This is a genomic window from Salipiger sp. (genome assembly GCF_059781815.1).
Genome location: NZ_JBYNAH010000026.1, coordinates 1 through 12,748, shown reverse-complemented (window position 1 = coordinate 12,748; position 12,748 = coordinate 1). Strand labels below are relative to the sequence as shown.

Genomic DNA, 12,748 nt, shown 5'->3' with positions numbered 1-12,748 from the left:
CGCCACCGCTGGCGACGCGGCAATGATCATGTGTACCAAAACGAAAAACCGGTCGACATTCCGCCCCTCGCGCGGTTGTCTGGCCCGGCAACCCGACAGCCGGAGGCGCCCATGAAACTGCTTTTCGACCATGACGAATACCGCGCGCGCGTGGCCCGCACGCAGGCCGCCATGCGGATCCGGGGCATCGACGTGCTGCTGGTCTCGAACCCGGCGAACCAGTTCTACCTGACGGGCTATGACGGCTGGTCGTTCTACACGCCGCAGATGGTGGTGGTCTCGGTCGATGCAGAAGACCCCTTCTGGTTCGGCCGCAAGATGGACGCGGTGGGCGCCAAGTTCACCGCCTATCTCAGCGAAGAGAACGTCATCCCCTACCCGGACAAGTATGTCGGCAGCGACGAGCTGCATCCGATGGACTACCTCGTCGAGCTCTTGAAGGAGAAGGGCTGGGACAAGGGCCGCATCGCCGCCGAGCAGGACGATTACTACTACACCGCCAAGTGGAACCGCATCCTGGTGCAGGGCCTCGGGCAGGGCGAGTTCGACGATGGTTTCCTGCTGGTCAACCGCGTGCGCATGGTGAAATCCCCGCGCGAGCTCGACTACATGTCGCAGGCCGGCCAGATCGCCACGCTCGCGATGGACAGCGCCCGCCAGCTCTGCAAGCCCGGCGTGCGGCAATGCGACGTGATGGCCGAGCTCTACCGCGTCACCACCTCCGGCACGCCCGAGTTCGGCGGCACCTTCCCCTGCAAGCCGCCCAACGCCATGGTCGGCGAGATCGCCTCGGCCCCGCATCTGAGCTGGACCGACGCGCCGCTCGAGGAGGGCGAGATCTTCTATATCGAGATGGGCGGCATCCGGCACCGCTATCATTCGCCGCTGTCGCGCTGTGTCTACGTGGGCGATCCGCCCGCCGAGCTGGTCGAGACCACCAAGGTGATCCGCGAGGGGCTCGAGGCGGCGCTCGACGTGGTGAAGCCCGGCGTCGAGTGCCAGGAGATGGCCCACGCCTGGGAGGCGGTGATCCGTCGCCACGGCATCGAGAAGGACAGCCGCATCGGCTACCCGGTGGGCATCGGCTTCCCGCCGACATGGGGCGAGCTGACCTGCTCGCTGCGCGCCGGCGACACCACGGTGATGGAGGAGAACATGACCTTCCATTGCATCCCGGCGCTCTGGCGCGACAAGTATGGCCTCGTGGTGAGCGAGACCTTCGCGGTGACGGAAGGCGGGGCGCGCTGCTTCGCCGACTGCCCGCGCGAGCTTCTGACGGCCTGAGGGAGGGCAGAGATGGCAGGCTTCACGACACGCCCCGAGATCCGCGGCACCTTCGGCATGGTGACCTCGACACACTGGATCGCCTCGGCGGTCGGCATGGCGATCCTCGAGAAGGGCGGCAACGCGTTTGACGCGGCGGTGGCCACGGGCTTTGTCCTGCAGGTGGTCGAGCCGCATCTCAACGGCCCGGCGGGCGACTTGCCGGTGCTGTTCCATTCGGTCGAGAGCAACGCGCCCGGCGTGCTCTGCGCGCAAGGTGTGGCCCCGGCCGCCGCCAGCATCGCGGCGATGAAGGCGCAGGGCATCGAGGGGCTGATCCCCGGCTCGGGGCTGCTGGCCACCGTGGTGCCCGGCGCCTTCGACGGCTGGCTGCTCTTGCTGCGCGATCACGGCAGCATGGAGCTTGCCGAGGTGCTGGAGCCGGCCATCGGCTACCTCTCCGACGGCCACCCGATGCTGGCCTCGGTCGCCGCTGCCATCGCCGGGCTCGAGCGCTTCTTCGCGGCGCAATGGCCAAGCTCGCACGCGGTCTGGTGTCCGGAGGGGCGCGCACCCGAGGCGCTGGCGCTGTTCCGCAACCCCGACCTCGCCGCCACCTACACGCGGCTGGTCGAGGCCGCCAAGGGCGAGACGCGCGAGGCCCGGATCAATGCGGCCCGCGCCGAATGGCGCGACGGCTTCGTGGCCGATGCCATTGCCGAGTATCTGAAGGATGCCAAGGTAATGGACGTGAGCGGCGAGCGCCACGGCGCCTTGCTCACCCGCGAGGATCTCGCCGGTTGGGAGGCCTCTTACGATGCCCCGGCCAGCATCGACTACCACGGCTGGACGATCTGCAAGACCGGCCCGTGGGGGCAGGGGCCGGTGCTGCTGCAGGCGTTGCAGATCCTGAAGAACTTCGACCTTTCCGCGATGGACCCGCTGGGCGAGGAGTTTGCCCACACCGTCATCGAGGCGATCAAGCTCGCCTGGGCCGACCGCGAGGCCTATTACGGCGATCCCGATCACTTCGACATCCCGCTCGAGACCCTGCTCTCGGACGCCTATGGCCGCGAGCGCGCCAAGCTGATCACCGAGCGCGCCTCGCACGATCAGCGCCCGGGCCGCATCCCGGGCCACGAGGCGCTGGCCGACGCCGCCATCGCCCGCGCCGCGCGACGCATCGAGGTGCTGGAAGACCCGGCCACCGGCGAGCCCACCATGGCGCACCTGACCGACCGCAAGGGCGACACGGTGCATCTCGATATCATCGACCGCTGGGGCAACATGGTCTCGGCCACGCCCTCGGGCGGCTGGCTGCAATCGAGCCCGGTGGTGCCGGGGCTGGGCTTCCCGCTCAACAGCCGGGCGCAGATGTTCTGGCTCGACGAGGGGCTGCCCTCCTCGCTGACGCCGGGCGCACGGCCGCGCACCACGCTGACGCCCTCCATCGCCTACGGACGGAACGGCGAGCAGCTCTCCTTCGGCACGCCCGGCGGCGACCAGCAGGACCAGTGGCAGCTGGTGTGGTTCCTGCGCTTCGTGCATCACGGCTTCGACCTGCAGCAGGGCATCGACGCGCCGCTGTTCCATTCGCAGCATTTTCAGGCGTCGTTCTACCCGCGCGAGGCCAAGCCGGGGCGGATGATGATCGAGGAGACCATCGGCGCTCAGGTCATCGAGGGGCTGAGAGCGCGCGGGCATGATGTGGTCGTCGCCGCGCCCAACAGCGTCGGGCGTCTGACCGCGGCGCTGCGCCATCCCGACGGGCTGCTGCAGGCGGCGGCGACCCCGCGGCTGATGCAGGCCTATGCCATCGGACGCTGAGACAGACAGAGAGGACGAGAGATGAGCGAGATCACCCGCGTGCGCGGCCCCTACAAGGGGCGCAACTCCGGCACCGCCTTCAACGGCATGGGCTGGGCCGTGGCGACCACCCAGATCGAAACCGACGACGTTCATGACCAGACCGCCAGCACGCTGGCACGGATCGACGAGATCCTGGCCGAGATGGGCACCGACAAGACCCGCATCCTCAACGCCACGATCTACGTCACCGACATTGCCAGCAAGGACGAGATGGACCGCGCCTGGTGCGACTGGATCGGCGAGGACCCGCAGCACTGGCCGCAGCGCGCCTGCGTCGAGACCGGGCTGGCGGCGGGCCACCGGGTCGAGATCGTGGTGGTCGCGGCGCTCTGATCCGCACGCGGGCAGGCGAAAGGCGATTGGCGCTTGGTCCTCCGGTCCGCGCGCTCTACCGTCACGGGCAATCCTCCCCCACCTGACGGAGCCCATTCATGGCGTTCGACTTCATCCTGATGCTCACCGAGAACGACCGCACGATCCCCGACGCGCGGGCGCGGATCGACGAGGCGCTCGAGGGCGGCGTGCGCCATATCGGCTTCAAGGACGTGGGCCTGCCGTTCTCCGAGCTGAAGGGGCTGTCCGAGGCCATCCGCGCCGCCGGCGGGCGCTCCTATCTCGAGGTGGTGAGCCTCGACGAGGAGAGCGAGCTGGCCTCGGCCCGCGCCGCCGTCGATCTCGATGTCGACTGCCTGCTCGGCGGCACCCGGCCGCAGGCGGTCACCACCGTGACCCGCGACCACCCGCTGCGCTACTACCCGTTCTGCGGCACCATCACCGGCCACCCGAGCGTGCTCGAGGGGCCGGTCGAGGCCATCGTCGACTCCGCGAAGCGGCTGGCGGATCTCGAGCATGTGCACGGGCTCGACCTGCTGGCCTACCGCTTCGCCGGCGACGTGCCGGAGCTGATGCGCGCGGTCTGCGGTGCCATCGGCAAGCCGGTGATCATGGCGGGCAGCATCGACAGCGAAACCCGCATCACCGCCGCCGCCGAGGCAGGCGCTGCGGGCTTCACCGTGGGCACCGCGGCGCTGGCCGGCGCCTTCCCGGCGGAGGGGCCGGGCTTCGCCGCGCAGGTCCGCGCCATCCTCGGCTTCACCACGCGGGCGCGGATGCGTTCGACCGCGCCGCGGCGCATCGCTCTGGCGGCGCATGACACCCGCAAGGCGCATCTGCGCGCCTGGGTCTCGCGCCATGCCGCCGCACTCGAGGGGCACCGGCTGATCTGTACCGGCGGCACCGGGCAGATGATCGCCGAGGCCGCACCGCAGCTCAGCCTGCGAAGGCTCCAGCGCGGCTCGCGCGGGGGCGACCAGCAGCTTGGCGCGATGATCGCCACCGGCGAGCTCGACGCGGTGATCTTCTTCGCCGATCCCACCGTGCCGCATGGCGGAGAGGCCGACCTGCAGGCGCTGACCCGGCTCGCGGTGCTGCACGACACGCCCTTGGCGCTGGGGCCCTCCGGTGCCGACATGATCGCCACCGCGCTGCTGGCCATGCCGGAGGGGTGACACCCTGCCGCGGCTGAAACGCAACAATTCCGGCGCCTTGGCCCGAATCGCCAAACTGTCGCCCCATTCCTCCCCTAAGTCTGCCGCAAGCCAAGCGGTGGGGGCCGAATTGTGCTGTTCGAAGGAGTGGACACATGCTGCGCAAATCCGGTCTTCTGGCCCTGACGCTGGGCCTCTTCGCCGCGCCGCTTTCGGCTGCGGAACATTCCGTTCTGCTGATGGGGCAGGGCTATTTCCCAAGCACCGTGTACCCCGAGATCGGCGACACCGTGCGCTTCCTGAACGGCTCGATCGTGCCGATGTCGGCCACGTCCAGCGACGAGAGCTGGGACACCGGCGTGCTGCTGCCCGGCGAAGACTACGTGCTCGAGGTGACCGAGGGCATGACACAGACCTTCGGCGACACCGTGACCGAGGGCAGCTTTGCTGCGGGCGTGATCGAATACGCTTCGGCGCCGCCGCTCGATCTCGAGCGCAACCACGACCGCAACCACGACGGCGATAACCACTAAGCCCCGGCGTCAGATCGGCTGGATGAGCTGCGGGCCGCTGGCACGGTTCGAGTTCACTTCCCGGTCGACCCGGTGAAAGCGCAGCGCGCCCTCTGGGGCGGGCTGCATCAGCGTGGCCGCGCCGCGCCCTTCTTCGCCCAGCCACAGCGCCCAGTCCGAGGGCGCGAGGATCACCGGCACCCGGTGATGGATCCGCGTCATCTCGCCCGAGGCTGCGGTGGTGACGATGGCGCAGGTCCGCAGCATCTCGCCGTCGCGCTCCCAGTCCTGCCAGACCCCGGCAAAGGCCAGCACATCGCCCTCGGCGGGGTGGATGTACCACGGCAGACGCGCGTCATCCTCGCCCTTGGTCCATTCGTAAAAGCCGCTCGCCGGGATCAGGCAGCGGCGCTCGCGGCAGGCAGCGCGGAAGGCGGGCTTCTCCGCGATGCTCTCGGCGCGGGCGTTGATCAGCAGCGGGCCATCATTGGGCGCCTTGTACCAGTGCGGAATGAACCCCCAGCGCATCGCCGAGAGGCTGCGCGTGCCGTCGCTGCTGCGCACGGTGTGGACCGCATTGGTCGGGCAGACGTTGAAGTTGGGCACCTCCGGGAGGTCGTTGCCGGGCACCGCCTCGAAGATCTGCGCCATGGCCTCGCGGGCCAGCGTGATGGCGTAGCGCCCGCACATCGCGCCCCGCCCGCCTAGCGGATCAGCGCCTTGATGGCGCGGGAATGCGACGGCTCGGCGCCCATGGTGTCGGCGGCCAGCGCGCGGGCCTCGACCAGAAGCGCCTCGGGCTCGACGATGCGGTCGATCAGCCCCCAGGCCAGCGCCTCCTCGGCGGGAATCTTCTGCCCGGCCATCAGGATCATCTTGGCGCGCGCCGGCCCCACCAGCGCCGTCAGCCGCGCCGGGTCGGAGGGCTGCGGCAGGAAGCCCAGCTTCATGACCGGGTAGAAGAACTTCGCCCCTGGGACCGCGATGCGCAGGTCGCAGGCCAGCGCCATGCCCATGGCGCCGCCCGCGAGCGTGCCGTTCAGCGCGCAGATGGTCAGCCCCGGCAGTCGTGCGATGGCGCCGGAGAGCCGCTCCCAGAGCGGCGAGGTGGCGAGGCCCGCACGGGCGGCCTCGAGATCGGCCCCGGCCGAGAACACCTTGCCGACCCCTGTCAGCACCAGCACATGCGCCTCGCGCGCGGCTTCGGCGATCTCGCAGAGCCGTTCGAGCATCTCGGGGGTCAGCGAGTTGGCCTTGTCGGGCCGGTCGATCACCGCGATCCAGTAGCCGCCATCCTTCTCGAGCGAGATCATGCCACGCCCACCTTTCTGCGGATCTCCTCGTCGCGCAGCGAAACCTCGTCACCGAGGAAGCCATCGGCCTCGGGGCCGCACATCCACAGCAGGGTCTTCGCCACCCATTCCGGCGGGATATGGTCGGACCAGTCGAGCTGGCTCACCGCGTTGACGCCGCTGGCCTTGATGGTGCGCTGCATCTCGGTCGCCACGGTGCCGGGCGAGAGCGAGATCGCGCGGATACCGCGGGCGCGGTATTCCTCGTCGGTGGCGCGGGTGATCATCAGCGCCCCGGCCTTGGAGGTGCAATAGGCCGACCAACCCTCGAGCGGGCGGTGCGCCGCGCCGGAGCCGATGGTCAGGATGGTGCCGCCACCCGAGGCCAGCATCCCCGGCAGCGCCGCGCGCATGCCGTGGAAGACGCCCTTGACGTTGATGTCGATGAGCGCCCCCCAGCTTTCGGGATCGGCTTCGGCGAGCGGCGCGATGGGCTCGATCACGCCGGCATTGTTGATCAGGATGTCGAGCGATCCGAACGCGGTGTGGCAGTTCTCGATCGCTTGCTCGACCTCCCAGTAGCGCGAGATCTCGCAGGGGATGGCGACGGCCTTGGGGCCGATCTCGCCGGCCAGTTCGGCGATGGCGTCGCGGCTGCGCGCCACCAGCGCAACATTGGCGCCGGCCTCGGCAAAGGCCCGCGCAGCGGCCGCTCCGATGCCGCGGCTGGCGCCGGTGATCAGGGCGGTTTTCCCTGTCAGATCCATGGGATGCCTCGTGTTTTCCGATTCCTCTCCTTGGTAAAGGCTGGAATACCCCCGGTCCAGCCTCTTGACCGGACGGACGCCGGCCCCGAAACAGGCTACATTGATGAGACGATCTCGAACGAAAGGGTTGATCCATGCGCGTTTCCAATCTTGCCGCCGCCGGTGCGACCGCGGCGCTGTTCGCCGCTCCGCCGGCCTGGGCGGATGTGACACCCGAGCAGGTCTGGTCGGATCTCGAGGCCTATCTCGCCAGCTTCGGCTACGCGGTGACGGCAGAGGAAAGCCGCTCGGGCGACACGCTGACGCTGTCGGACATGACCGTGAACATGGTCCTCCCCGAGGACGAGGGCACGATGACCGTCGCGCTTTCCGAGATGCGCCTGCGCGATCAGGGCGACGGCACGGTGGCGCTCGAGATGCCGACCACCCTGCCGGTGCGGATCAGCGTCGCGCCGACCGAGGGAGAGACGGCCGACCTGACCCTCGACTACACGCTCGACGGCATGGAGATGGTGATCGCGGGCGATCCAGAGGACATGACCTATGCCTACAGCGCGACCTCGGTGGCGATGGCGCTGAGCGAACTGGTGGTCGACGGCGAGACGATCCCGCGTGACAACGCCAGCGCCGAAGTCTCCGCCACGCCGGTCGATGGCGAGACCCGCATCACCCTGCAGGACGGCATGAGGCAGATTCACCAGACCCTGTCGCTTGGAACCGTGACCTACAACCTTGCCGGCAGCGATCCCGAAGGCGACGGCGCCGGCATGCTCGCCGGTACGCTCGAGGGGGTGAGCATGGACAGCGCCACCGAGGTGCCCGAGGCGATGACCTCCGAGGACGTGAGCGGCATGCTGCGCGCCGGCATGATGGTCGACGCGACGATGCGCTACACCGCCGGGCAGTCACAGTTTGCCATGAGCGAGAACGGTCAGACCAGCTCGGGCGAGACCTCGAGCCAGGGCGGCAGCTTCGAGCTCAGGATGTCGCAGGACGCGCTCGACTACGACCTGCGGGCGCTGGGCATGAGCGTCAACCTGACCACGCCCGAGATGCCGTTCCCGATTTCGGCCCAGATGGACGAGATGCGGCTCGGCCTGGTGATGCCGGTTGGCGCTTCGGAAGAGCCGGTCGATGCGGCGGTGAAGCTGACGCTGGCGGGCTTCACCACGTCGGACATGATCTGGTCGATCTTCGACCCGATGGGCATCCTGCCGCGCGATCCGGCGACGGTGGCGATCGATCTTGCCGGCAAGGTGACGCCTACGGTCGACCTGCTCGATCCGGCGCAGATCGAGGCGCTTGGCGGCACGACGCCTCCGGGCGAGCTGAACGCGCTGACGCTGAACAACCTCACCGTCGAGGCCGCCGGTGCGCGGATCACCGGGGATGGCGATTTCACCTTCGACAACACCGACCTGCAGAGCTTTGACGGCATGCCGAAGCCCGAGGGGGCACTGAACCTGCAAGTGAGCGGGGCGAACGGGCTGATCGACAAACTGATCCAGATGGGTCTGGTGAGCGATCAGGATGCCATGGGCGCGCGGATGATGATGAGCATGTTCGGCGTGCCGGGATCGGAGCCCGACACGATGCGCTCGACCATCGAGGTCAACGAGCAGGGCCACGTGCTCGCCAACGGTCAGCGCATCAAGTAACCGCCTGGGTCTGGAGTTTGTGGAGGCCGGTCCGTCTCGCGGGCCGGTCTTTCTTTTGCGCGGGACGCGAGCGGTGCCCCGGCGCGGCATCGAGGCGGGTGTCTCGGGTGCACGTCGTTCGCCCGACTGCCCCCTTGATCCGGGGGGCTCAAGAGCAGCCGCGTGTCTGGGGAAGGGGAGGCGACGAGGAAAGAGCGAGCCGTTGACGTGGCGCTTTCTTCCCCGTCACGCCGGTCCCTACGCCCCCTCGCTTTTCCCGCCGCGCAGCGCCGGCAGGCCGACGCCGGTCGAATCGAAACCGCCATCCACCGCCAGAACCTGCCCGGTCACGTAGGAGGCGTTGTCCGAGGCGAGGAAGACGATGGCCTCGGCCAGCTCCTGCTCCGAGCCATAGCGGTTGAGCGGGATCGCGTCGTGATAGGCGTCGATGATGTCCTGCGTGTGCACCGCCATGGCGAGCTTGGTGCGCACCGGGCCGGGCGCCACGCAGTTGACCCGGATGCCGAACTCGCCAAGCTCGGCGGCGTATTGCTTGGTGAGCTGAATCACCGCCGCCTTCGAGGTGCCGTAGGCCACCCGCAGGGTCGAGGCGCGCAGCCCGCTGATCGAGGCGATGTTGACGATGGCGCCCCGGGTTTCCTTGAGCGCGTCGGTGCAGGCCTGGCTGCAGAGGAACACGCCGTCGAGATTGGTCGCCATGACCTCGCGCCACATGCTGTAATCGCAATCCTGGATCGGCCCGAACAGCGCCACGCCGGCATTGTTGACCAGCGCGTCGATGCGGCCCGCCCAGCCCAACGTCTCGCGCACCATCGCGCCCACCTGCTGCGGGTCCGAGATGTCGAGCTCGAGCGCCAGAGCCTCGGGGCGCTCGGCGCAGACGCGGCGCAGCTCTTCGGCGTCGCGGTCGAGCATCGCGACCCGCCAGCCGCGCTCGCGGAACAGGTCTGCCGTGGCCAGGCCGATGCCGCGCGCGGCGCCGGTGACGATGGCGCATTTCTGGGTCATGTGGGGCCTCCCTCCCGTGATCTCCCAAGGGGTTCTTGGCACGCGGGAGTGAGGAAGGGAAGCGGGCTCAGCGCCAGCCGAGCGCCGGGGCGACCTCGGTCAGGATGGTCTCGATCACGTGGGCGTTGTAGTCGACGCCCAGCATGTTCGGCACCGTGAGCAGAAGGGTGTCGGCCTCGGCAATCGCCTCGTCGCCCTTCAGCTGCTCGATGAGCCTGTCGGGCTCGTCGGCATAGCCGCGCCCGAAGATCGAGCGCTGCTGCTCGATGAAGCCCACCTGATCGGTCTCCTTGCCGCCGCGGCCGAAATACATCCGGTCGGTATCGTTGGTGATGGCAAAGATCGACCGGCTCACCGAGGTGCGCGGCTGATGCGCATGCCCGGCCTCCTTCCACGCCGCCTTGTAGGCGCGCAGCTGGTCGGCCTGCTGGACGTGAAACGGCTCGCCGGTCTCGTCATCCTTGAGGGTCGAGCTTTGCAGGTGCATGCCGAGCTTGGCCGCCCATTCTGCCGTGGCGTTCGAGCCCGCGCCCCACCAGATGCGCTGGCGCAGCCCCTCCGAGTGCGGCTCGAGCCGTAGCAGCCCCGGCGGGTTGGGGAACATCGGCCGCGGGTTCGGTTCGGCAAAGCCCTTGCCCTCGAGCAGGTCGAGAAAGACCTGTGTGTGACGTCGCGCCATGTCGGCCGGGCTCTCGCCCTCGGCGGGGCGGTAGCCGAAGTACTTCCAGCCGTCGATCACCTGCTCGGGCGAGCCGCGCGAGATGCCGAGCTGCAGCCGCCCGCCGGCGATCAGGTCTGCCGCGCCGGCATCCTCGGCCATGTAGAACGGGTTCTCGTAGCGCATGTCGATGACGCCGGTGCCGATCTCGATGGTCGAGGTGCGCGCGCCGACGGCGGCCAGAAGCGGGAAGGGAGAGGCGAGCTGGCGGGCGAAGTGGTGGACCCGGAAATAGGCCCCGTCGAGCCCGAGCTCCTCCGCGGCCACCGCCAGTTCGATCGACTGGGTCAGCACGTCGGCCGCGGTCTTGACCGCGCTGCCTTGCGTCGGAGACCAATGTCCGAAGGACAGAAATCCGATGTTTTTCATGGTTACGGCTCCTTGATCCGTCTTGGCGGGCTCTGCCGCCCTTGGCCAAGGAGATAGGAAGACTGCCGCCCGCCACGCAAGGCTGCCGAGGGTTCGCCTCGGCGCAGGGTCTGTGCATCGCTGCTTGGCGCGGCTGTGCTCAGTCGCGCATCAGCTCCGGCAGGTCGCCGGTGATGCCGGCGGCCTCGCGGATGAAGCCGCGGCGCAGCCCCGGCACCGCGTTGATCGCCGCCATGCCCAGATCGCGGCCAAAGCGCAGAAGCGGGTTGTCGTTGGAGAACAGCCGGTTGAAGAGGTCGGTCGCTGCCGCCAGCGAGGCGGTGTCGAAGCGCCGCCATTGCTGGTAGCGCGCCAGCACCAGCGGCGAGGCAATGTCTTCGCCGCGCTGTTGCGCGTGGCTCAGCACGTCCGCCAGCGCCGCCACGTCGCGCAGCCCGGCGTTGAGCCCTTGTCCTGCGATCGGGTGCATGCCATGCGCCGCATCGCCCACGAGTGCCAGCCGCTCGGCGATGAAGCTGTTGGCCAGCGTCAGGTTCAGCGGGTAGACGAAGCGCTTGCCCGCGAGAGAGATCTCGCCGAGGAACTCGCCGAAGCGCGGTCGCAGCACCTCGAGATACTGGTCGTCGGGCAGCGCGTTGATGGCGCGCGCGCGGGCGTCGGTCTCGCTCCAGACGATGGAGCTGCGGTTGCCCGGCAGCGGCAGGATGGCGAGCGGCCCCGGTGGCATGAAGAACTGGTGCGCGATGCCGTGATGCGGCAACTCATGGGCGATGGCGCAGACCAGCGCGGTCTGGCCGTAGCCCCAGCCGGTGCGCCGGATGCCCGCCCGCGCGGCGGTGCCGCTCTTGCGCCCGTCGGCGCCGACCAGCAGCCGCGCTCGCAGCGTCTCGCCGCTGGCCAGCGTCACGCTGACGCCGCCCGCGCCGCTCTCCTGCGCGATCACCGTCTCGCCGGCGCGCTGTTCGATCAGGGCATTGCCGTCCATCGCCTCGAGCAGGGCGCGGCGCAGGTAGCGGTCCTCGACCATCTGGCCCATCGGGCCTTCCTCGATCTCGGCGCTGTCGAAATGCAGGCCAAGAAACACTTGCGCATCGCCCACGCGCCCGTCGGTCACCTTGATCTCGCGCATCGGCTGGGCGTTGGGCTCCAGCCGCTCCCAGAGCCCGAGATTGGCCAGCATCCGCACCGAGGACAGCGCCAGCGCATAGCCGCGGCCGTCGAACGCTGCGTCGGCCCGCGCCGCCTCGGGCAGGGCGTCGATGACGATGCTCTTGAGCCCGGCCTTCGCCGCCGCCAGCGCCAGGGCGGGGCCATTGAGCCCGCCGCCCACGATCAGGATGTCGCAATCATGTTCCATGGGCGCAAATATGCGGCCCCGCGCGGGATTGTCCATGCGCTGCGCTGCCGCTACCAATGCTGCAATGGCGAAAAGTGAGGGACGGTGATGAGCGATCTGACATCGATGAGCGCAGCGGCGCTGGGGCGGGGCATCGGCGCGGGCGAGATTGACCCGGTGGCGCTTACCCAGGCCTTTCTCGACAAGATCGCGGCGCACCCGCTCAAGGACCGGATCTACGCCCGCCTGACGCCCGAGCGCGCGCTGGCCGAGGCCCATGCCGCCCGCCGCCGCGCCGAGCTGAAGCAGCGCCGCTCGCCGCTCGACGGCGTGCCGATCAGCTGGAAGGATCTCTTCGACACCGCCGGCATCGCCACCGAGGCCGGCTCGAAGCTGCTCGAGGGCCGGGTGCCCCCCCGCGATGCCGCCGTGCTGGACGTGGCGACGGCGATGGGGCTGGTCTGCCTCG

Annotated in this window: 13 protein-coding genes; 7 read left to right on the top strand and 6 right to left on the bottom strand. The window is 69.2% G+C overall.

The window, feature by feature from the left end:
- The first annotated feature begins 111 nt into the window (after positions 1-111).
- The 5 genes from AC6RA4_RS04880 (at position 112) to AC6RA4_RS04860 (ending at position 5,152) form a co-directional block, all read left to right on the top strand.
- The gene (locus tag AC6RA4_RS04880) at positions 112-1,284 is read left to right on the top strand and encodes a M24 family metallopeptidase (RefSeq protein WP_500157950.1); all 1,173 of its coding nucleotides are present in this window, start codon (positions 112-114) and stop codon (positions 1,282-1,284) included.
- A 12-nt stretch (positions 1,285-1,296) separates the two neighbouring features.
- Positions 1,297-3,090 carry a gamma-glutamyltransferase family protein gene (locus tag AC6RA4_RS04875; RefSeq protein ID WP_500157948.1) on the top strand — a complete coding sequence of 598 codons (1,794 nt, stop codon included), beginning with the start codon at positions 1,297-1,299 and terminating at the stop codon, positions 3,088-3,090.
- A 21-nt stretch (positions 3,091-3,111) separates the two neighbouring features.
- Positions 3,112-3,465 carry a RidA family protein gene (locus AC6RA4_RS04870; protein WP_500157946.1) on the top strand — a complete coding sequence of 118 codons (354 nt, stop codon included), beginning with the start codon at positions 3,112-3,114 and terminating at the stop codon, positions 3,463-3,465.
- 98 nt (positions 3,466-3,563) lie between these two features.
- Positions 3,564-4,640: a methylglyoxal synthase gene (locus AC6RA4_RS04865; protein ID WP_500157944.1), complete on the top strand. Its 1,077-nt coding sequence runs from the start codon at positions 3,564-3,566 to the stop codon at positions 4,638-4,640.
- Between the two features lie 134 nt (positions 4,641-4,774).
- Positions 4,775-5,152 (top strand): cupredoxin domain-containing protein, encoded by a 378-nt coding sequence (locus AC6RA4_RS04860; RefSeq protein ID WP_500157942.1) that lies wholly within the window; start codon positions 4,775-4,777, stop codon positions 5,150-5,152.
- A 9-nt stretch (positions 5,153-5,161) separates the two neighbouring features.
- Here AC6RA4_RS04860 and AC6RA4_RS04855 read toward each other — a convergent pair whose 3' ends face one another.
- Genes AC6RA4_RS04855 through AC6RA4_RS04845 form a run of 3 tightly spaced genes read right to left on the bottom strand, consistent with a single transcriptional unit; the run spans position 5,162 to position 7,190 of the window.
- On the bottom strand, positions 5,162-5,821 hold the full coding sequence (locus tag AC6RA4_RS04855) for an SOS response-associated peptidase (RefSeq protein ID WP_500157940.1): 660 nt from the start codon (positions 5,819-5,821) through the stop codon (positions 5,162-5,164).
- Positions 5,822-5,835: 14 nt separating this feature from the next.
- Positions 5,836-6,444, bottom strand: a complete 609-nt coding sequence (locus AC6RA4_RS04850) for an enoyl-CoA hydratase/isomerase family protein (protein WP_500157938.1) — start codon at positions 6,442-6,444, stop codon at positions 5,836-5,838.
- Positions 6,441-7,190 (bottom strand): SDR family oxidoreductase, encoded by a 750-nt coding sequence (locus AC6RA4_RS04845; RefSeq protein WP_500157936.1) that lies wholly within the window; start codon positions 7,188-7,190, stop codon positions 6,441-6,443. Before AC6RA4_RS04845 ends, AC6RA4_RS04850 begins: the two co-directional genes overlap by 4 nt.
- A 134-nt stretch (positions 7,191-7,324) precedes the next feature.
- Here AC6RA4_RS04845 and AC6RA4_RS04840 point away from each other — a divergent pair, with 134 nt between their 5' ends.
- Complete coding sequence (locus AC6RA4_RS04840; protein WP_500157934.1) at positions 7,325-8,848, top strand: DUF2125 domain-containing protein; 1,524 nt, start codon at positions 7,325-7,327, stop codon at positions 8,846-8,848.
- A 237-nt stretch (positions 8,849-9,085) separates the two neighbouring features.
- On the opposite strand, the gene AC6RA4_RS04835 is transcribed toward AC6RA4_RS04840, so the two are convergent.
- The 3 genes from AC6RA4_RS04835 to AC6RA4_RS04825 all read right to left on the bottom strand — a co-directional run bounded on the left by AC6RA4_RS04835 (position 9,086) and on the right by AC6RA4_RS04825 (position 12,336).
- Positions 9,086-9,856 carry an SDR family NAD(P)-dependent oxidoreductase gene (locus AC6RA4_RS04835; RefSeq protein WP_500157932.1) on the bottom strand — a complete coding sequence of 257 codons (771 nt, stop codon included), beginning with the start codon at positions 9,854-9,856 and terminating at the stop codon, positions 9,086-9,088.
- 67 nt (positions 9,857-9,923) lie between these two features.
- Complete coding sequence (locus tag AC6RA4_RS04830; protein ID WP_500157930.1) at positions 9,924-10,943, bottom strand: LLM class flavin-dependent oxidoreductase; 1,020 nt, start codon at positions 10,941-10,943, stop codon at positions 9,924-9,926.
- 139 nt (positions 10,944-11,082) lie between these two features.
- Positions 11,083-12,336 carry a UbiH/UbiF/VisC/COQ6 family ubiquinone biosynthesis hydroxylase gene (locus AC6RA4_RS04825; protein ID WP_500157928.1) on the bottom strand — a complete coding sequence of 418 codons (1,254 nt, stop codon included), beginning with the start codon at positions 12,334-12,336 and terminating at the stop codon, positions 11,083-11,085.
- A gap of 51 nt (positions 12,337-12,387) precedes the next feature.
- Between AC6RA4_RS04825 and AC6RA4_RS04820 the strand changes: the two genes are divergently transcribed.
- Positions 12,388-12,748 (top strand): amidase family protein (locus AC6RA4_RS04820; RefSeq protein WP_500157926.1); only part of this gene is annotated, 361 nt, incomplete at its 3' end.